Source organism: Clostridium beijerinckii (genome assembly GCA_003129525.1).
GTDB classification, from domain to species: domain Bacteria; phylum Bacillota; class Clostridia; order Clostridiales; family Clostridiaceae; genus Clostridium; species Clostridium beijerinckii_D.
Genome location: CP029329.1, coordinates 3,589,887 through 3,608,353 on the forward strand (window position 1 = coordinate 3,589,887; position 18,467 = coordinate 3,608,353).

An 18,467-nucleotide genomic window follows, 5' to 3' on the forward strand; every position below is an offset into this window, starting at 1 on the left:
TATGGTTTAGAATATATATTCTTAATTCGCAATTTTTCTATATTTTTAAAAATAACTATGATTAACTATTTTTCTGTTATCTAGTATTTCTAGAATTGATCTAGGAATCTAACATCACTTTCATATAATAATCTTATATCATCTATTCCATAATTTAGCATTACCATTCTGTCAACACCAAATCCAAAGGCAAATCCGCTATAAACTTCTGGATCAATGCCACAATTTCTAAGTACATTCGGATGAACCATTCCACATCCAAGAAGCTCTATCCAACCACTGCCTTTACAGACTCTGCATCCTTCTCCACCACAAACAAAGCAAGTTGCATCCATTTCAGCTGATGGTTCTGTAAATGGGAAATGATGAGGTCTAAATTTAGTTTCAACTTTATTACCAAACATCTTTTTAGCAAATAATTCTAACGTTCCCTTTAAATCTGCAAAGGTAACTCCTTTATCAATAACTAACCCTTCCATTTGATAGAATATAGGTGAATGAGTAGCATCTACTGAATCTGATCTATATACCTTACCTGGTGATATCATCTTTATTGGTGGTTTTTGATTTTGCATAGTTCTAACTTGAACAGGTGAAGTTTGAGTTCTAAGTACCATATTATCATTAATATACAAAGTATCTTGTTCACTTCTTGCCGGATGATTTTTAGGAATATTTAAAGCTTCAAAATTATAATAATCAAGTTCAACTTCAGGACCATCCTCAATTGTAAATCCCATTGAAATAAATATTTCTTCCATACTTTGAAGTGTTAAATCTAAAGGATGTCTTTTTCCTATAACCTTTTTCTTTCCTGGAAGTGAAATATCTATAGTTTCACTTGAAAGCTTTTCATCTCTTTCTTTGTCCTTTATACTCTTTATAGTTTTGTCTAATTTTTCTTCTACTAAAGCTTTAGCTTCATTTACTAATTTCCCAACTAATGGTCTTTCCTCTGGAGATAATCCTCCCATACTTCTTAATATTGTAGTAAGTTCACCTTTTTTACCTAAGAACTTAACTCTAATTTCTTCTAATTCACTACTTTTCATAGCTGTTTCAATTTGCTTTAATGCAAGCTCTTGTAATTCTTTTAATTTTTCTTTCATAATATAATCTCCTTTCACCAAGTACAATGTATAATTCATGCTCTTTAGGGTATCTGTGAGCAATGCATTATTCGCAATTTAAAATAAAATTTTACATAATTCTCTATTGAATATATAGATCCTTATTAAACCTAAATTATTTATAATTTCTTAATTACGTATTCAACATTCTGAAATTTACATTGTTTAAATTTTTGCATAAAAAAAATCGTCCCCCTATAAAAAGGGACGAATTATCCGCGTTACCACCCTAATTGGAGCTTTTAATAAAAAGCTACCCAACTCAATTAATATTAACGACTTTTTTGCCGCTAGCTACTACTATAAATTTCACAGCTAGAACTCCTGAGCGAACTTCAATATTATATTATTTAAGAAGGCTTACAGTCTAAGACCTTCTCTCCCTTAAAATTTTTCTAATATCTACTTTCTCATTCACAGTTTTTAATTATTTAATTAATACAACTAATTATACAAATAAATACTAAAAATATCAATACTCATTTTATAGTTTATTATTTTTTACATTATTAGATATAAATCCATTCATTTTCTAATATTTCATACTACTATGCTATAGCCTATCTTGTCTTACTTTTTCGTACATTATAACAGATGTCGCTATAGCAACATTTAATGATTCAGCATTTCCCGGCATTGGTATTTTAACTTTTGTATCAGCTAAATCCAATACTTCTTTACTCACTCCATTACCTTCATTTCCAACTGTTAATATTATTTTTCCTCGTAAATCTTCTTCAAAAAAATCCTTATCTGTATCAAGAGCAGTTACAACTAAATTAAATCCATCTTCTTTTAAGTTTTTAACTAAAGATAAATTGTCATCATCATAGTGAATTGGAATATAGAATATTGAACCCATGGTTGATCTAATTGTTTTTTCATTATATATATCCACAGTACCTTTAGTTAATATGATCCCTTGTACTCCTGCTGCATGAGAAGTTCTTATTATAGTTCCTAAATTGCCTGGATCTTGCAACTTATCACAAAGTAAATAAAAACTTCCATTAACTTGTAGGGGCATTACATTCATATTTATAACTGCGAGAATCCCTTGTGGGTTTTCTGTAGAAATAAGCTCTTTAAATAAATTATCACTTATTTTATAAATTTTCATTTCTTCAGTTATATAATCTAATAAAAATTGATCAATCTTATCTAAGGCATCTTCTGTAACAATTAAATAATCTACATCTACATTTGCTTTAAACGCTTCTTGAACTAATCTAAAACCTTCAATTATATATTTACTGCTTTTATTTCTATTTTTTCTTTCTTTAAGCTTCTTTGTATTCTTAAATAAATTATTTTCTTTGCTTTCAATAAACACCAAAGTCCTACACCTCAAAACTATTTAACTTTTTTCCCTATCATGCCTTCAAACTTAATTAAGTCTGAGCTTGAACCAAGAGCAACTAAAACATCTGTATGCTTTATTACATAATCTGCTGAAGGGGAAACATTTATGTTATGCTCTGTTTTTACTGCCACTATATTTATACCATATTTTGCTCTTATTTTTGTGTCTTTTAATGATTTATTGTACCACTCATCTAACGGCTGAATCTCAATCATACTATATTCTGAAGATAATTCTATATAATCTAGTATATTTGAAGATACTAGATTATGGGCGACTCTAGTTCCCATATCTTTTTCAGGTAAAATCACTCTATCTGCACCAATTTTATATAAAACTTTAGCCTGCAAATCACTAGTTCCTTTTGCTAATATATATTTTACTCCCATTTCTTTAACTAATAAGGTTACCATTATACTAGCTTGAATATTACTTCCAATAGTCACTACTGCTACATCAAAATTTCTAATTCCCAATGTTCTCAATGCATTTTCATCTGTTGCATCCATTTGCACTGCATGAGTAACATTATCTACGATTTCTTGAATTTTATCTTCATTCGTATCAATGGCTAATACATCATGACCTAAATTATATATAGTCTTAGCTATTGAGGCACCAAATCTTCCAAGTCCAATTATAACAAATTGTTTTTTTGCCATCTTAATCCCCTATCCAATTAATATTTTTCCTTCTGGATATTTAATTCCACTTTTTTTCTTTTTATTAAGAACTGCTAATATTACTGTTAACGCACCAACTCTACCAAGATACATAGTGATAATAAGAACTACTTTAGATGTTGTTCCTATACTTTGAGTTACTCCAGCCGTAAGTCCTACTGTCCCAAACGCCGATACAGCTTCATAAAGCAAGTTTATAAAAAGCTTATCCGGTTCTGTTATAGTAAGGATTATTGTAACTGTTATCACTAACATCATAGCAATAGATAACAAAGTAAATGCTTTATATACTGTTTCTCTTGAAAATTTTCTTCCAAAAGCCTCTGTATCTTCTCTTCCTTTAAGCACTGATATTAAAGTAAATACAAGTACTCCAAAGGTAGTTACTTTAAGCCCTCCCGCTGTTGAACCAGATGCTCCACCAATAAACATTAATATTATTGTCATAAGTTTACCTGCTATGGTCATTCCATCAGTAGAAATACTGTTGAATCCTGCTGTTCTTGGTGTAATAGAAGCAAAAAAAGCATTAAGTGCTTTATCTCTAAAATTCATATTTGCAAGAGTTTCTGGATTTTTATATTCGACAAAGAACATAAATATCGCTCCAAAAATAAGTAAAACAAGTGTTATGCATATTACAATTTTTGAATGAGTAGATAATCTCCTAGTTTTTCTATAATTCAATATTTCCAGCGAAACAATAAATCCAAGGCCTCCAATAATTATAAGTCCACCTATAGTTAATAAGACAACAGCATTACTAGAGTAATTAATTAAACTAGCATAATCTCCAAACAAGTCAAATCCTGCATTACAAAATGCAGATACCGAATGAAATATACTGAAAAATATCCCTGTTTTCCATCCAAACTGTGGTATAAATTGTGTTGCCAATAATATTGCTCCGGTAATTTGAACACTTAATGTAAAACCTAAAATGTATTGGACCATCTTTACAAGACCTTGTATATTAAAAGCATTCATAGCTTCTTGCATAATAAGTCTATCTTTAAGTGTTATTTTTTTCCCTAATAATATAGCTATAAAAATAGTAATAGACATGAACCCAAGTCCACCTGTTTCAATCAAAAGCATTATCACTATTTTACCAAAGATATTCCAGTGAGTTCCTGTGTCTACAGTAACAAGTCCTGTAACACAAACCGCTGATGTTGATGTGAATATTGAATCTAAAAAGTTTGTATATTCTCCATTAGCTGATGAAATCGGTAAACTAAGTATAATTCCTCCAATTAAAATAACTAGTGCAAATCCTATAGCAAGCACTTGAACTGCATTAATTTTTAATTTTTTCATTAAAGCTTCTGACATGTGCACCCACTCCAAAGGTTAATAACCTTATCATATTTTTAATAATAGTATCTATTGTTTTGTTACATGTATTCTAATTAATGTACTTTCATAATTTCTTGCTCTTCTTAATTGCCACTATAAAATCTATTCAATCAACTATAATAAAATTATTATAAATATATACTTTATAATATATATTATCCTTATTTATATTATAAAATATACAAGAAATCCTTGTAATTACTTAACATAAAGTTCTTTTCTGGTAATCTTATATAGAAATTTTTCAAATATTTTATATTTTTATATAAAATAAAATGCGACCTAAGTCGCATTTTATGTATTAAGCGTTTATTTGTTTTTTAGCAACTTCTACTAATTCTGCAAATGCTTTAGGATCATTTATAGCTATTTCAGATAACATTTTTCTGTTGATATCTATTCCAGCTAATTTGATTCCATTCATGAATTTTGAATATGAAAGATCATTTATTCTTGTAGCTGCATTTATTCTTGCGATCCATACGCTTCTATAATCTCTCTTTTTATTCTTTCTTCCAACATAAGCATTTCTCATTGCTCTTATTACTGATTCATTTGCAGTTTTATATAATCTGCTTTTTCCACCGTAGTATCCTTTTGCAAGTTTTAAAACTTTTTTATGGTTCTTACGGGCATTTTTCGCTCTTTTTACTCTTGCCATTACTTAAACCTCCTGTATTAACTTCATATTATAGGTATGGTAATAATTTCTTCATTACTTTTACTTGTGATTTTGAAACATATCCAGCTTTTCTAAGATTTCTCTTAGTTTTTGAGCTCTTCTTTGTTAAGATATGGCTCTTAAATGCTTTAGCTCTTTTTAATTTTCCTGTACCTGTTATTCTAAATCTTTTTGCTGCACCTCTATGAGTTTTCATTTTTGGCATGATTAAATCCTCCTCTCAAGTTACGCCTTTTTAGGCCCTAAAACCATTGTCATGTTTCTGCCTTCTCTTTTAGGTCTTTTTTCTACTAGGCAGACATCCTCTAATTTAGCTGCAAAGTTATCAAGAATCTTTTGTCCCATATGGGAAAGTTCCATTTCTCTACCTCTAAATCTAACAGTGATTTTAACTTTATCTCCTTCTAATAGGAACTTTCTGGCATTCTTTGCTTTTATATCAATGTCATGTTCCTCAATTGTTAGACTACATCTTACTTCTTTAAGACTTACAATTTTTTGCTTTTTCTTAGCATCTTTTTCTTTTTTAGATTGCTCATATACATACTTACCAAAATCCATAATTCTACAAACTGGTGGCTTCGCATTAGGAGAAATCATAACTAAGTCCATTTCTTTTTCTTCAGCAAGTCTCTTTGCTTCGATTGTTGGGACAACACCTAATGGTTCCCCATCGCTTCCTATTAGTCTAAGTTCTTTTTCTCTAATCTGTTCATTCATAGAAAAATCTTTATTAATATTTTTCACCTCCGAAAAACTTTATACATAATAAAAAGACGGCATCACTGCCGTCTCATATTATCAATACTCAATAATAAATCTTCATCAAATACCCATACTAGTAGTTTATAAACACTGTAGGGTGAGAAACGGCTGTTTCTTCTTAACATATATGAGTATATCATCGTTCTTAATACATGTCAACATTTTTTGCGATTATTTTTTTAGGTTTAAAATCACTACCGCAATCGTGAAAAGTTACTTTATCACCAAATACATTTTCTATTGTATCTAAAAATTCTTTGTTAGTACAATTTTCTTTCCCATATATGATTATATTTTTAGGTGCACTTGTTATAAGCCCACTTATTAATACATCTTCCATATTTAATTCTAAGCTACCTTGTTCTGCTGTTATTTCTTTTAAAAAATCATAATATAAGTCTTTTCCTTCTCCATTTTTTATTATATAGTTATTATTTTCTTCTATTATTATATTTATTTCTTCTATTTTACATTCTTGTATATCTACAAAATACTTTAATAATTTTACAAATTCTTTATACTCTTTTTCCACCATATATCTTTCTATCACTTTATCTATAATACATTCTATATCTTCTCTAAGTTTTTTCATTCTAAAAGTTATAAAACCATCTATATTAATTTCTTGTTTTTCACTTATACAATCTCTGATTTTCTCTATCATTGAATTTATTCTATTTAAACAATATATAGAATCTTCATTTTTAGTTGTTTCTTCATATTTCAATACTTTTACTATTTCATCTTCTACTTCTAATATTTCACGTTGTTTTAAGAAAAAATAATTGTTAGTTAAAAATTCAAGCATTTCTTTTTTTCTATAATTATCAATAACTATTCTATATAAAATGTTACTAACATATAAGTTAATAATATCTTTTATTTTTTCATTATAACAATTTTCTTCGCAAATTATCTTAATTATATGAGTTTTTCTTTCTATACTTTCAACAAATCCTATTAATATATCTTTTTTCTTTAGTAATTCTCTTAGCTCCTGTAATTCATGAGAAAAAATCAAGTCTTCATTATAAGCTAATTTTAAAATAAGCATGGATTTCACTCCCTTCTTAATATTAGTATGTATAAAATTTTTATGGATATACAAAATTTATATTTTATTTTTTAGGCATGTAAAAGAAAAAACAAGCCAATGACGTGATTTGTATTTTTGTCAGATAAGAATGTATGTTACCTCATAGCAGGCTATCAGGTGAACATTCTGCCGTAATACGGCACTAAGTGAAACTTTTTAGGTGGAATTTCATATTCTACCTGAATTTAGTTGAACTAGTCTTAAGACAAAATGGATTAGCATGCTAACTTGTCATTTTTCAAGTGTACTTTAAGATTAATAATAGTTGATTGACATGTTATAATTTAAAGTTCAAAATATAATCTATAGTTCAAAATAACATTTTAAATAGTTAACGGCTGCACGCCGCTAGACGATGTACCACTTGAGGGTACATTGTGACCCTTGTGGTTATAAATCCAACTAAGATTCAGATGGAGATAAAACTCCACCCAAATCAAGTTTTACTTAATAAGGAGAGTTATATGCATTGTTTCGTTGATTATAGAATTAGTAAAGAAGAATTACTCAGTCTTTCAAAACTAAATATGAATCCAATATTAATCCCTAAGTGTAATGAAGTTTATGAAGCTATAAATGGTCATCCTGATATTCAGCTAAATATACTTAAAAATAAATCGTCAACCCAAATTATTGTTCAAAAAAATATTTCACAAAGCTTAAAAGAAATTCTTAAAGTAAATAACATAAAGTATATTGTTTCAAAAAAGTCATTGTCCAATACATATCCTGATGATATTATTTTAAATTCTTTAATTTTAGAAAATTATTTTATCCATAATTTAAAATATAGTGATAGAGAACTTTTAAAATCTCAAAATTCAAAAGTACATATTAATGTTCCTCAAGGATATACTAAGTGTTCTATCCTACCTGTCAGAGATAATGCATTAATAACAAGCGATAAAGGAATTTTTGAATCTTTAAAAGACTATAACTTTGATATTCTTTTGCTTCCTCCTGGTGATATATTACTACCCTCTTTAAATTATGGTTTTATAGGCGGGGTTGGTGGTATGATCTCAAATGATAAGATGGCTTTCTTTGGTGATTTAGATAGTTACAAATGGGGATATGAAATAAAAAAATTTCTTTTTAAATATGACGTTTCCCCTATTTCACTAAAAAAAGGAAAATTAATAGATAGAGGTAGTTTGCTTACTCTTTAGCAGTGTCAACTATATAATATGATTTCTATTTTTTTGTGTTACTTTTAGATAAACTTAATGGATAATTATACTTACAAATAATTATTATATTCCTTAGTTTTAGTACATAAAAAATAACAAGTCTAATATGTAAAATCTGATTTACGTATTATAGCCTTGTTATTCTCTTTCATATGCTTAAATTACAAAAAACTAGCAACTTAATAGCTTTTTATAATTTATCTCATCATCCTTTTCTTTATTTCTTCACTTAATCTTTCAGCTTTTACTTTCATTATATCTCTCATGTCCCTCATTTCAGTGCCCATATCTTGTGCTAAACCCTTCATTTCATACCCCATTTTTTCTGCCTTTTCTTTTATTTCTTTAGTCAAATCTACCATTATAATATCTCCTTTCATAAAATACTTTCTTAATTAATATAAATTTTTATTAATATTATAAGTAGAGAACCAAAATCTATGATTTGGTTTAAATCACATGTTCAGCAAGTGATTTCGAGTTTAATTTCATTTATTATAAGTCCTTTTATTTACATTAATAAGTTTACCCAAAAGTAACAATATTATTAATAAAAGTTTGAATTTCTTGATTTTTCTTTAAATATATTATTTGCATAATTGAATGTGACTAAAATTTTAGAAATTTACTTTGACTATTAGCTTTCCATCATTTAAACTATTTTAGGATAGAGTTATCAAGTGAAACTTAATTTAGGTGAGATTTGATTCCCGTCTGAATCTTAGTTGAACTTATAACGCCAAGGGTCACATCGTCCAGGGGCTAGCATCCGTTATTTCCCACTCTTAGAATTTGGAGTGCCACGAATGCTAGCTATCAGGTAAATAATTATTTTTTATTTTAGGAGGCAATTAATGAGCGTACTTACTGTTAAAAATATGAATCACGGATTCGGAGATAGAGCTATTTTTGAAGATGTTTCATTTAGATTATTAAAAGGAGAACACGTTGGTCTTATTGGAGCTAATGGTGAAGGTAAATCAACATTTATGAATATAGTAACCGGAAAACTTATGCCTGATGAAGGTAGTATCATCTGGTCAAATAACGTTAGAGTTGGTTATATGGATCAACATGCTGCTTTAACTAAAGGGCTAAGTATAAGAGATGCTTTAAGGGATGCTTTTAAATATCTTTTTGATTTAGAAGCAGAAATGAATTCTCTATATGAAAAAATGGGCGATTGTACTGAAGATGAATTAACTAAAATGCTAGATAGGACAGCTACAATTCAAGATTTGCTTGATCACAATGGATTTTACGTAATTGACCCAAAGGTTGAAGAAGTTGCAAAAGGACTTGGACTTTTAGATTTAGGGCTTGATAAAGACGTTGATGATTTATCTGGTGGACAAAGAACTAAAATTCTTTTAGGTAAATTATTACTTGAATGTCCTGATATTTTACTTTTAGACGAACCTACTAATTATCTTGATGAAGAACACGTAGAATGGCTTAAAAGATATCTTCAATCCTATGAAAATGCATTTATATTAATTTCACATGATATTCCATTTTTAAATTCAGTAGTAAATTTAATATATAGTGTAGATGAAAGAAAACTCGCTAGATATGTTGGAGATTATAATGAATTTGAAAGAATACATGCAATAAATAAAGAGAAACTAGAAGCTGCTTTTGAAAAACAACAAAAGGAAATTTCAAGACTTGAAGATTTCGTTGCTAGAAATAAAGCTAACGCCGCTACTGCTAACATGGCTAAATCTAGACAAAAGAAATTAGATAAAATGGATATAATAGAAATTTCAAGAGAAAAACCAAAGCCAGAATTCACTTTCAAAACAGCTAGAGCTGCAGGTAAAGTTATATTTGAAACTCATGATTTAGTTATTGGATATGACTCTCCTCTTACAAAGCCACTAAACTTATACATGGAAAGAGGTCAAAAAATAGCGTTAGTTGGAGCCAATGGACTTGGTAAATCAACACTTTTAAAAAGTTTACTTGGAATAGTTAAGCCAATCAGTGGACAAGTTAATCTTGGTGATTATCAATACATAGGATATTTTGAACAAGAAGATAGAAAAAATAATACTAAAACATGTATAGAAGAAGTTTGGGAAGAGTTCCCAGGTTTCACTCAATACCAAATAAGAGCTACCCTTGCTAAATGTGGTTTAACAAGTAAACAAATTGAATCTCAAATAAGAGTTTTATCAGGTGGAGAAGCTGCAAAGGTTAGACTTTGTAAAATTCTAAATACTGAAACAAACATACTAATCTTAGATGAACCTACAAACCATCTAGATGTAGATGCAAAAGATGAACTCAAAAGAGCATTACAAGAATATAAAGGTACAATCCTTATAGTATCCCATGAACCTGAGTTTTATAGAGATATAATAACTGAAACTTGGAATTGTGAGGATTGGACAACTAAAATAGTTTAATGATCGAATTAAAACAAGTAATTTTAAATACACATAGGCATATAGCTTATGTGTATTTATTTTTTCAAACTACTATAGTATTGTTCAGCAAATAATTAAATTAAAAAGGAAGAAGTCCTCATTAAAATTGTGCTTCTTCCTTTATTTGTTATCTAAATTTGCTAATAGTTTTTATTAATAAAATTATTATAATCTTACTATCTTCTACTCTTTACCTATCTTAATTCCCTTTCAAAAAAAAAAAAAAAAAAAAAAAAAAAAAAAAAAAAAATTTTTTTCAATTGTAATTCAAAAGTTTAAATGCAACTGTTGAAGCAAACTGTCTATTGACATAATATTCTAAAATGTTATCATGAATCTATTGATATTTAAAAGTAATTATACATAAGAAGGGGTTATTAAAATGATGACATTAGATAAATTCGAAGAAGCATATGAAATTGTGCAAAAAGTGATCTTAAAGACAAAATTAGTTTATAGTGATTATTATTCAGATATGACCGGAAATAAAGTTTATTTGAAACCTGAAAATATGCAAAAAACTGGGGCTTATAAAATTAGAGGAGCTTATTACAAAATTAGTACTCTTAGTGATGAAGAACGAAACAAAGGGCTTATAACAGCTTCTGCTGGTAATCATGCACAAGGCGTTGCATATGCAGCAAAAGAATATAACGCAAAAGCAATAGTAGTTATGCCAACGACCACTCCACTTATGAAGGTAAACCGCACAAAGGCATATGGTGCGGAAGTTATATTACATGGTGACGTTTATGATGAAGCCTGTAATTACGCATTAGAATTGGCACAGGAAAAAGGATATACTTTTATCCACCCATTTGATGATTTAGATGTTGCAACTGGTCAAGGCTCTATTGCAATGGAAATTATAAAAGAGCTTCCAACAGTTGATATTATTTTAGTTCCAATCGGTGGTGGTGGACTTGCTGCTGGCGTTTCCACCTTAGTTAAACTTCTTAACCCTAATATTAAGGTTATAGGTGTAGAGCCTGCTGGCGCAAATTGTATGCAAGTTTCACTAAAAAAAGGTGAAGTTGTTACGCTTCCAAATGTTAATACTATAGCTGATGGTACCGCGGTTAAAACTCCTGGTTCTAAGATTTTTCCATATGTAAAACAAAATCTTGATGATGTTGTTACAATTGAAGATCATGAGTTAATTGGTGCATTTTTAGATATGCTTGAAAATCACAAGATGCTTGCTGAAAATTCTGGTTTACTAACCGTTGCAGCACTTAAGCACTTAGATGTTAAAGATAAAAAAGTTGTATCCATTATAAGTGGTGGTAACATGGATGTAATTACGTTTGCTTCTTTAGTTCAACACGGCTTAATTGAACGAGAACGTATTTGTACAATCTCTGTTTTACTTCCAGATAAGCCAGGTGAATTAACAAATGTATCTCGAGTAATTGCAGAAGCTCAAGGTAATATAATTAAGCTTGACCATAATCAATTTGTTAGCATTAACCGTAATAATGCAGTTGAACTTGATATTACTATGGAGACCTTTGGTCATGAACATAAAGATGCTATTGTGAAAGCACTTATAGATAATGGCTATAAGCCAAATTTAATTCAACCCAAAATGATTTATCAATAAAATAAGATTACCTCAAATTTTGAGGTAATCTTATTTTTCTTTCATATGCCTTAGACTTCTTCTAAATATTCTTTAACTTTAATTAAATTCTCACATATTTTAAATGCCAATTTCTTTGTTTCATCTTCTAAAAATTTCATATCTGGAACATGTATGCCAATCATCTTAGCTGCATGTGCTGCTGTTATTCCTGCATCTGAATCTTCTATTACTATGCAATTTTCAGGATTTACACCCAATCCTTTAGCTGCCTTTAAGAAAATCTCTGGATCTGGCTTAGAATTTTCAACTTGATCTCCGCAAATAACAAAATCTACCTTGTCTTTTATTTTCGCTTTCTCTAACAATTGAAGTGCTCTTTTTCTTCTTGTTGATGTAGCTACTGCTACTTTATAATTTTCTTTATTTAAATAATCTAGTAATTCATGTACTCCTGGCTTAATTGTCACTCCATTTTTATCAGTAATTTCTAATGTTAATTTGACCTTTTTCTCGTATATACTATCAAATGGGAAATCCTCCCCATATTCCTTTTCCATTCTAGCTTTTATACTCTTAACATTTGTTCCTATGAATTTCACATAAAATTCCTCATCTATTTTGTAGTCGTATTCTTTAAAAACCTCTTGATAACATTTTAAAGATAATCTTTCAGAGTCTATTAATACTCCATCCATATCAAAAATTATTGCATCTACTTTTTTCATCTGTGTCATTCCCCTTTCCCCTTAAATATTACTTACTTATTTCTCTATTCATATTAACATTTTATTTTATGCTTTCCAACTTTTTATTGTAATTCCCCATTAAATTTGCCAACAAACCCTTCATCATTTTCTTTGGTCAGATTATATATATGTAGTTTAGGCCTTATATATATTTAAAGGATTCCTCACTAATGCATGACCTTCATTTCGGTAATTTATTCAATAAACCCTAATTTTCACTTTGGGTATCTACGTTGCGCAATACCCGTAATTTATGTATTTTTAGTTTTCATTTATAAAGTTTTTTATTCTTTCTAGGAGCATACTTAAAGCAACTACATTTTCTCCGCCGTCTGGAATTATGATGTCTGCTCTTTTTTTACTTGGATCTACAAATTCTTCATGCATAGGTTTTACTGTACTTAAGTATTGATTTACTACAGAATCCAAATCTCTTCCACGCTCTTGTACATCTCTCAATAATCTTCTTATTATCCTTACATCCCCATCTGTATCTACAAAAACCTTAATATCCATTAAATCGCAAAGTTCTTTATTTTCAAATATTAATATTCCTTCAACAATTATGACCTTAGTTTGCTTCACTTCAACAGTTTCATTTAATCTTGTATGTTCAACAAAAGAATAAACTGGGTGATATATTGTATTTCCTTCTTTTAGATTTTTAAGTTGATAAATTAAAAGATCAGTGTCAAAAGAATCGGGGTGATCATAATTAAGTTTTTTACGTTCTTCTAAAGAAATTCCCTCATTAGATTTATAATAATAATCATGACAAAGAATTATAACTTCATTATTAAAAACTTCTTTTATTTTTTTTGACAAAGTAGTTTTTCCAGAACCACTTCCACCAGCTATACCTATTACCATTACATCCTGCATACTTTCCTCCATAATAACTTAATATATTCATAAATATAATAATTTTTGATAAATTTTCACTTCTATGCTTATTAGATTTTATTATAAAACAAATAAAAAGACAACTCCTATTAATATTTAGTCTCTATATACTAAATATTAATAGGAGTTATGTGTAATCATTTTCTTATTATTTAAATTTTAAATTAGAATATTAAGATTCCATTTAAATTTACTTGAACTGTAATAGATAGCTACTTCTCAGGTTTTACTTATCGTTAAATTAAAATGATAATTTAAAAGTATTTGTAAGTTATCAATGTTCACAATTATTAACCCCTTATCATTGGTCATTAAACATTAATAATTAAAATTCTAATTATAGGCATGATTCCCAACTATAAGTATATATAAACATAGGGTAAAGTTAATTATGCTATAATGCATTTTTTTGTAAATTTGAAGATTTCTTATATAAATATATTGTAAGCTTTTTATTATCTTTATTTGTATTCTTTATTACAACTGCATCTTGATTATTGTAAGATTGGTCATCAAAAAATTCTATAGCTTTATTAACACTTTTAACGTTGCCATTTTCTCTTTTGTAAAGTACAGATAATTTTTCATTAATATCTTTATAACATTGAACAACGTCTCTACCATTATACTGATTCCCTTTAATTACTTCACAAATTATATTATCTTCTTTATTAAGAAATGATATTTCTCCTTTTTTTAGCAAATTATCTTCATCATCAAGATTTCTTTCTTCTTTTATATTAATGCTTCTTAAAACATGTTCAATTTTAGTTACCAAAGTATCGTACTTATCTAACATATTTACTAATTCTTCATATTCAATAATATCTTTTCCATATTTAAATTCAAAGTCATCTAGCATATCATCTACTTTTTCTTTATTATATATCCCTTTAAAGGATAAATCTTTTGCTAATTCAATCACTATATTATTTATGCTTTTATATCTTACAAATTGCAACATTTTCATAGTAAAAAACATAGACAGTATGCAGCAAGGTACTGAAATCAATGGGAAATCTATTAACAAAGTGCCAAGAAATATTAGAAGTGTAAAATCCCTTTTTGCATCCTTATATCTCTCAATACCTTCCAATATCATAGGGTTATAGGATAAAATTTTATCTATCATTAATTTTTTATTTTTTTGATTTATCTTTCTCTCACTTTTTATAGTTCTTTTCCTTAACTCTCTTTTTTTCTTCCCCTTCACATTAGCAACCTCCCCTTGTTGTAATCATTTCCTTAATTTTACATCACATATTGTATATTATCAAGTTTTTATATTACTTATATATTTATGTATTCTTTCAATGTTTTTTCAAATTCTTTTTCTTATGCTTAATTTACTTATCTTATATTCTTATAATATGTCGATTTCTAACTATTTTTTATATATTTCTATTATTATTGCATCCTTACTATTACAATATGTAATATAAGTATCCATAAATTTACTCAACATATTTTTATTGATAATATTATTGACACTATATTCAATATATGATATATTAAAATTTTGTTTTTTCAACTTATTATGATATAATATATATATTAGGAGCATAGAAAAATAAAAATTAAATATTCTAATATATTTAATTTTTTATTTTCTTTCATGTGTCTAAAGTGAAACTCTTCAGGTGGAATTTTATACTCTGACTGAATTTAGTTGAGCTTAAAAACGATACCTATAATCGGTATCATTTACCATTAATGTGTATACCCGAATGGTCGGGGGTCTTAGCTGCTATCTAAAGCGATGTAAGTGTTAGAATACTTGACATCAGATAAATAAATATGGAGGTGTATTTTTTTGTTTTTAATTGGAGATAAAGTCGTCTACCCAATGCAAGGTATAGGTATTATTGATAGAATCGAAGATAAAATTTTTTCTGGTAAGAATAGAGAGTACATAATAGTTAAAATTCTATCAAACAGTCTTGAAATAATGATTCCAAGTGATAAAATATCAAGTTCAAATTTGCGTAAAATCACTGATAATTCTACTTTAGAAGATGTATTATTTGATCTTACTAACAAAAATAACAATTTAGAAGGTATATCAGCTAAAGAAAGATATCAAAATAATATGACTAAAATAAAATCTGGTTCTCTTAAAGATAGTGCTGAAGTAGTTTACGATTTAATACTTATGAATAAAGAGAAATCATTAAATACTAGTGAAAAGCAACTTTTTAATACTGCTCATAAATTTTTAGTTCAGGAAGTTTCTTTTATTAAAGACATTAGTGAAACTGAAGCTACAGATTTCTTAAATTTAAATCTTAATAAAATATAAATTTATAATTATATATTTTTTGAATTGATTGAACCTATTAAATAATATGTAACAAAGTTAGTATTATTTAATAGGTTTAATTTGTATACTCACAGATACATAAAAATGAAAACTACGCTCGCGAGTATATCTTGCTAAAATTGGATACACCCTAAATATATAAGATATTAAATATAATAATTAATTATTTAAATTCAACTAAAAAGAACTCTATCAGATACTTTCATAGAGTTCTTTAAAATTATAAAAAGCTATAAGATTTAACTCTTATAGCTTATTTTTTAAACAGAAACTATCTTCTGTTATTTTGTTGCTTTCTAGCTCTTCTACAATCAGGACATCTTACTGGTTCGTTTTCAAATCCTTTTTCTTTGTAGAATTCTTGTTCTCCAGATGTAAATACAAATTCATTTCCACAATCTTTACATACTAATGTTTTATCTTCCATTACAATTCCTCCAAATTAAAGACTTACTTAACTAATACTTTCTCATAAGGAGAAATTTTAATCTAATTAAATCTTTGATATATTTTTTTATTCCCTTAGGAACATTCTTAGTATATCACATCCATTTTTAAATTACAATATTAAATTCTAATTATTTCATTAATTATTCTTCTTTTTGCTATTCTAAATTTCCAATAGATATATTAACAAATGAGTTTATTATAATATATCCACTATCTCCAGACTTAATAAATTTCATTTCTACAGTATCTCCAGTTTTACTCAATGCAACCCCTCTAGATGTTTCAGTTGAAACCGAGAAAATATTTTCATTATTTTTAAGCTTAATATCATAAATACTTGTTCCTTCTTTCATTACCAATCCTATTCTCTCAACTTCACCTGTTATCATTTCTTGTTTATTGCCACTTTCAAGAGAAATATTTGTATTAGTCAATCCTTCAAGATATTTATTTAAAGTAGCTTGAAGAGTATCTCCTACACCTACAGTATTATAATTTTCAACATTTACCATAGAATATTGCTTAACTAATCCATTAGAATCCTTTAATGTCATAAAATATGTTGGTTCATTTTGTATGTTTATTAAATATGGAAATGTTGCAGTATATCCATATTGTTGAACTTTACCTTCTGCCGATTTCATGCTAGCTTCTTCTGTAGCACCAGCAGTTTTATACATTTTAGTTTCTCCATTTCTAGTATTAGTTAAAGTAAATCCCACAAGTGATTCATCACTACCTACTGACGTTATGCCTGTATAATAATAACAAATATCTTTATCATAAATAATACTCATTCCATCAGTAGACTTTAATTTATCTTTATCTGCAAAATTTAAAACTCCATGAACTAGTTCTCCCCATTTATTGATATATCTATTAATATAGTTCATTGGTTGTATTCTATCTATCCAGTCTGGCAAATTGTTTATATCATATACATTAGACTCTCCTGTTTGAGCATCCATTACTAATGCACCAGTAGCCTTTGCTTCAGTAATTCCAACTCCAGTATCATATCTGGTAATTACCCAATAAGGTCTTCCACTATCATCTAGTTCAAAAGTATAATCTGTGTGTCCTGCTTTCATGTCTCTAAAATAAGTTGCTCTATTTAAATCACTAAAAAGATAAGCTGAATTTAAATATTTAATCTTAATATCTTGTCCATCAAGTTTAGTAACTAATTCAACATCATTTTGATTTGTAGCACTGACCTTAATATATCCTATTGTTCCTTCCCTGTTGGTAACCCATTTAAGAAAAGATGAATATTCAAGTGGTCCTACATAACATAGCTGTCCATTTACATTTTGCATATGCAATTCTCCAACAGTTACTTGACTACCAAGGCTTGTAATTTCACCTAATTTTTTATCGGCAAGTTTCCCCGCAAGTTCCTTGTCTATAATAGGTAATTGATTTATATCCATATACTCTATTTGACTTGAAAAATCAACTTCTTCTATATTTCCTATTAAATTTCTGTGTGCACTGTAGTTTATTAATGGGCTACATATAATTAATACTATAATATATCCTATAGCAACCATTACTGATGTTATTATATATTTTCTATTTTTTATAAATAAGCCATATCCCAATGTACATACTACAAATATACCTACAATAGTCACTACATTAAGACTTAAATCTAATACTAAAGCACTGTTTAATACCAAAAATAATCCTATTACTATGTATACACCTAGTAATATTTTAAAGAATTTAATTAAATTTTCCTTATTATTCATGTTTCGCCT

The 18,467-nt window shown here is 28.0% G+C and carries 18 protein-coding genes; 4 read left to right on the forward strand and 14 right to left on the reverse strand.

The genetic code is table 11. From position 1 onward, the window contains the following. Positions 1-89: 89 nt before the first annotated feature. The 8 genes from DIC82_16150 to ytxC form a co-directional block, all read right to left on the reverse strand. The gene (locus tag DIC82_16150; GenBank protein ID AWK52437.1) at positions 90-1,109 is read right to left on the reverse strand and encodes a phenylalanine--tRNA ligase subunit alpha; all 1,020 of its coding nucleotides are present in this window, start codon (positions 1,107-1,109) and stop codon (positions 90-92) included. A 574-nt stretch (positions 1,110-1,683) separates the two neighbouring features. Continuing rightward, positions 1,684-2,466, reverse strand: coding sequence for an RNA methyltransferase (locus DIC82_16155; GenBank protein ID AWK52438.1), 783 nt, complete (start codon positions 2,464-2,466; stop codon positions 1,684-1,686). 17 nt (positions 2,467-2,483) lie between these two features. Then, positions 2,484-3,155, reverse strand: a complete 672-nt coding sequence (locus DIC82_16160) for a potassium transporter Trk (GenBank protein ID AWK52439.1) — start codon at positions 3,153-3,155, stop codon at positions 2,484-2,486. Between the two features lie 9 nt (positions 3,156-3,164). Further along, positions 3,165-4,511 carry a Trk family potassium uptake protein gene (locus DIC82_16165; protein AWK52440.1) on the reverse strand — a complete coding sequence of 449 codons (1,347 nt, stop codon included), beginning with the start codon at positions 4,509-4,511 and terminating at the stop codon, positions 3,165-3,167. 325 nt (positions 4,512-4,836) lie between these two features. After that, positions 4,837-5,196, reverse strand: coding sequence for a 50S ribosomal protein L20 (locus DIC82_16170; protein AWK52441.1), 360 nt, complete (start codon positions 5,194-5,196; stop codon positions 4,837-4,839). Between the two features lie 28 nt (positions 5,197-5,224). Continuing rightward, positions 5,225-5,422 carry a 50S ribosomal protein L35 gene (locus DIC82_16175; GenBank protein AWK52442.1) on the reverse strand — a complete coding sequence of 66 codons (198 nt, stop codon included), beginning with the start codon at positions 5,420-5,422 and terminating at the stop codon, positions 5,225-5,227. Between the two features lie 20 nt (positions 5,423-5,442). After that, positions 5,443-5,964 (reverse strand): translation initiation factor IF-3, encoded by a 522-nt coding sequence (locus DIC82_16180; GenBank protein ID AWK52443.1) that lies wholly within the window; start codon positions 5,962-5,964, stop codon positions 5,443-5,445. Positions 5,965-6,127: 163 nt separating this feature from the next. Next, positions 6,128-7,036, reverse strand: a complete 909-nt coding sequence (ytxC, locus tag DIC82_16185) for a putative sporulation protein YtxC (GenBank protein ID AWK52444.1) — start codon at positions 7,034-7,036, stop codon at positions 6,128-6,130. Positions 7,037-7,542: 506 nt separating this feature from the next. Between ytxC and DIC82_16190 the strand changes: the two genes are divergently transcribed. Continuing rightward, positions 7,543-8,247, forward strand: coding sequence for a hypothetical protein (locus DIC82_16190; GenBank protein AWK52445.1), 705 nt, complete (start codon positions 7,543-7,545; stop codon positions 8,245-8,247). Between the two features lie 218 nt (positions 8,248-8,465). On the opposite strand, the gene DIC82_16195 is transcribed toward DIC82_16190, so the two are convergent. Next, a complete protein-coding gene (locus DIC82_16195; protein ID AWK52446.1) occupies positions 8,466-8,648 on the reverse strand; it encodes a hypothetical protein in 183 nt (60 codons plus the stop codon). 474 nt (positions 8,649-9,122) lie between these two features. Between DIC82_16195 and DIC82_16200 the strand changes: the two genes are divergently transcribed. Next, complete coding sequence (locus DIC82_16200; protein ID AWK52447.1) at positions 9,123-10,679, forward strand: heme ABC transporter ATP-binding protein; 1,557 nt, start codon at positions 9,123-9,125, stop codon at positions 10,677-10,679. A gap of 403 nt (positions 10,680-11,082) precedes the next feature. After that, a complete protein-coding gene (locus DIC82_16205) occupies positions 11,083-12,303 on the forward strand; it encodes a threonine ammonia-lyase (protein ID AWK52448.1) in 1,221 nt (406 codons plus the stop codon). Positions 12,304-12,353: 50 nt separating this feature from the next. Here the strand turns inward: DIC82_16205 and DIC82_16210 are convergent, their stop codons facing one another. The 3 genes from DIC82_16210 to DIC82_16220 all read right to left on the reverse strand — a co-directional run bounded on the left by DIC82_16210 (position 12,354) and on the right by DIC82_16220 (position 15,147). Next, complete coding sequence (locus tag DIC82_16210; GenBank protein AWK52449.1) at positions 12,354-13,010, reverse strand: HAD family phosphatase; 657 nt, start codon at positions 13,008-13,010, stop codon at positions 12,354-12,356. A 282-nt stretch (positions 13,011-13,292) separates the two neighbouring features. Beyond that, positions 13,293-13,913, reverse strand: coding sequence for a uridine kinase (locus DIC82_16215; protein ID AWK52450.1), 621 nt, complete (start codon positions 13,911-13,913; stop codon positions 13,293-13,295). A gap of 415 nt (positions 13,914-14,328) precedes the next feature. Then, positions 14,329-15,147 carry a hypothetical protein gene (locus DIC82_16220; protein ID AWK52451.1) on the reverse strand — a complete coding sequence of 273 codons (819 nt, stop codon included), beginning with the start codon at positions 15,145-15,147 and terminating at the stop codon, positions 14,329-14,331. 600 nt (positions 15,148-15,747) lie between these two features. Here DIC82_16220 and DIC82_16225 point away from each other — a divergent pair. Beyond that, the gene (locus tag DIC82_16225; protein AWK52452.1) at positions 15,748-16,233 is read left to right on the forward strand and encodes a transcription factor YdeB; all 486 of its coding nucleotides are present in this window, start codon (positions 15,748-15,750) and stop codon (positions 16,231-16,233) included. 292 nt (positions 16,234-16,525) lie between these two features. On the opposite strand, the gene DIC82_16230 is transcribed toward DIC82_16225, so the two are convergent. After that, positions 16,526-16,681 carry a cytochrome C551 gene (locus tag DIC82_16230; protein AWK52453.1) on the reverse strand — a complete coding sequence of 52 codons (156 nt, stop codon included), beginning with the start codon at positions 16,679-16,681 and terminating at the stop codon, positions 16,526-16,528. 178 nt (positions 16,682-16,859) lie between these two features. Further along, entirely contained in the window at positions 16,860-18,458 is a 1,599-nt protein-coding gene (locus DIC82_16235; protein AWK52454.1) for a cell shape-determining protein, read from the reverse strand. Positions 18,459-18,467: the final 9 nt, after the last annotated feature.

Bases quoted from the DNA above. Each gene is read 5' to 3' on its own strand.
- DIC82_16190 (AWK52445.1), top strand. From the start codon at position 7,543: ATGCATTGTTTCGTTGATTATAGAATTAGTAAAGAAGAATTACTCAGT.
- ytxC (AWK52444.1), bottom strand. From the start codon at position 7,036: ATGCTTATTTTAAAATTAGCTTATAATGAAGACTTGATTTTTTCTCAT.
- DIC82_16195 (AWK52446.1), bottom strand. From the start codon at position 8,648: ATGAAAGGAGATATTATAATGGTAGATTTGACTAAAGAAATAAAAGAA.
- DIC82_16170 (AWK52441.1), bottom strand. From the start codon at position 5,196: ATGGCAAGAGTAAAAAGAGCGAAAAATGCCCGTAAGAACCATAAAAAA.
- DIC82_16205 (AWK52448.1), top strand. From the start codon at position 11,083: ATGATGACATTAGATAAATTCGAAGAAGCATATGAAATTGTGCAAAAA.
- DIC82_16200 (AWK52447.1), top strand. From the start codon at position 9,123: ATGAGCGTACTTACTGTTAAAAATATGAATCACGGATTCGGAGATAGA.
- DIC82_16235 (AWK52454.1), bottom strand. From the start codon at position 18,458: ATGAATAATAAGGAAAATTTAATTAAATTCTTTAAAATATTACTAGGT.
- DIC82_16215 (AWK52450.1), bottom strand. From the start codon at position 13,913: ATGCAGGATGTAATGGTAATAGGTATAGCTGGTGGAAGTGGTTCTGGA.
- DIC82_16175 (AWK52442.1), bottom strand. From the start codon at position 5,422: ATGCCAAAAATGAAAACTCATAGAGGTGCAGCAAAAAGATTTAGAATA.
- DIC82_16150 (AWK52437.1), bottom strand. From the start codon at position 1,109: ATGAAAGAAAAATTAAAAGAATTACAAGAGCTTGCATTAAAGCAAATT.
- DIC82_16230 (AWK52453.1), bottom strand. From the start codon at position 16,681: ATGGAAGATAAAACATTAGTATGTAAAGATTGTGGAAATGAATTTGTA.
- DIC82_16160 (AWK52439.1), bottom strand. From the start codon at position 3,155: ATGGCAAAAAAACAATTTGTTATAATTGGACTTGGAAGATTTGGTGCC.
- DIC82_16210 (AWK52449.1), bottom strand. From the start codon at position 13,010: ATGAAAAAAGTAGATGCAATAATTTTTGATATGGATGGAGTATTAATA.
- DIC82_16165 (AWK52440.1), bottom strand. From the start codon at position 4,511: ATGTCAGAAGCTTTAATGAAAAAATTAAAAATTAATGCAGTTCAAGTG.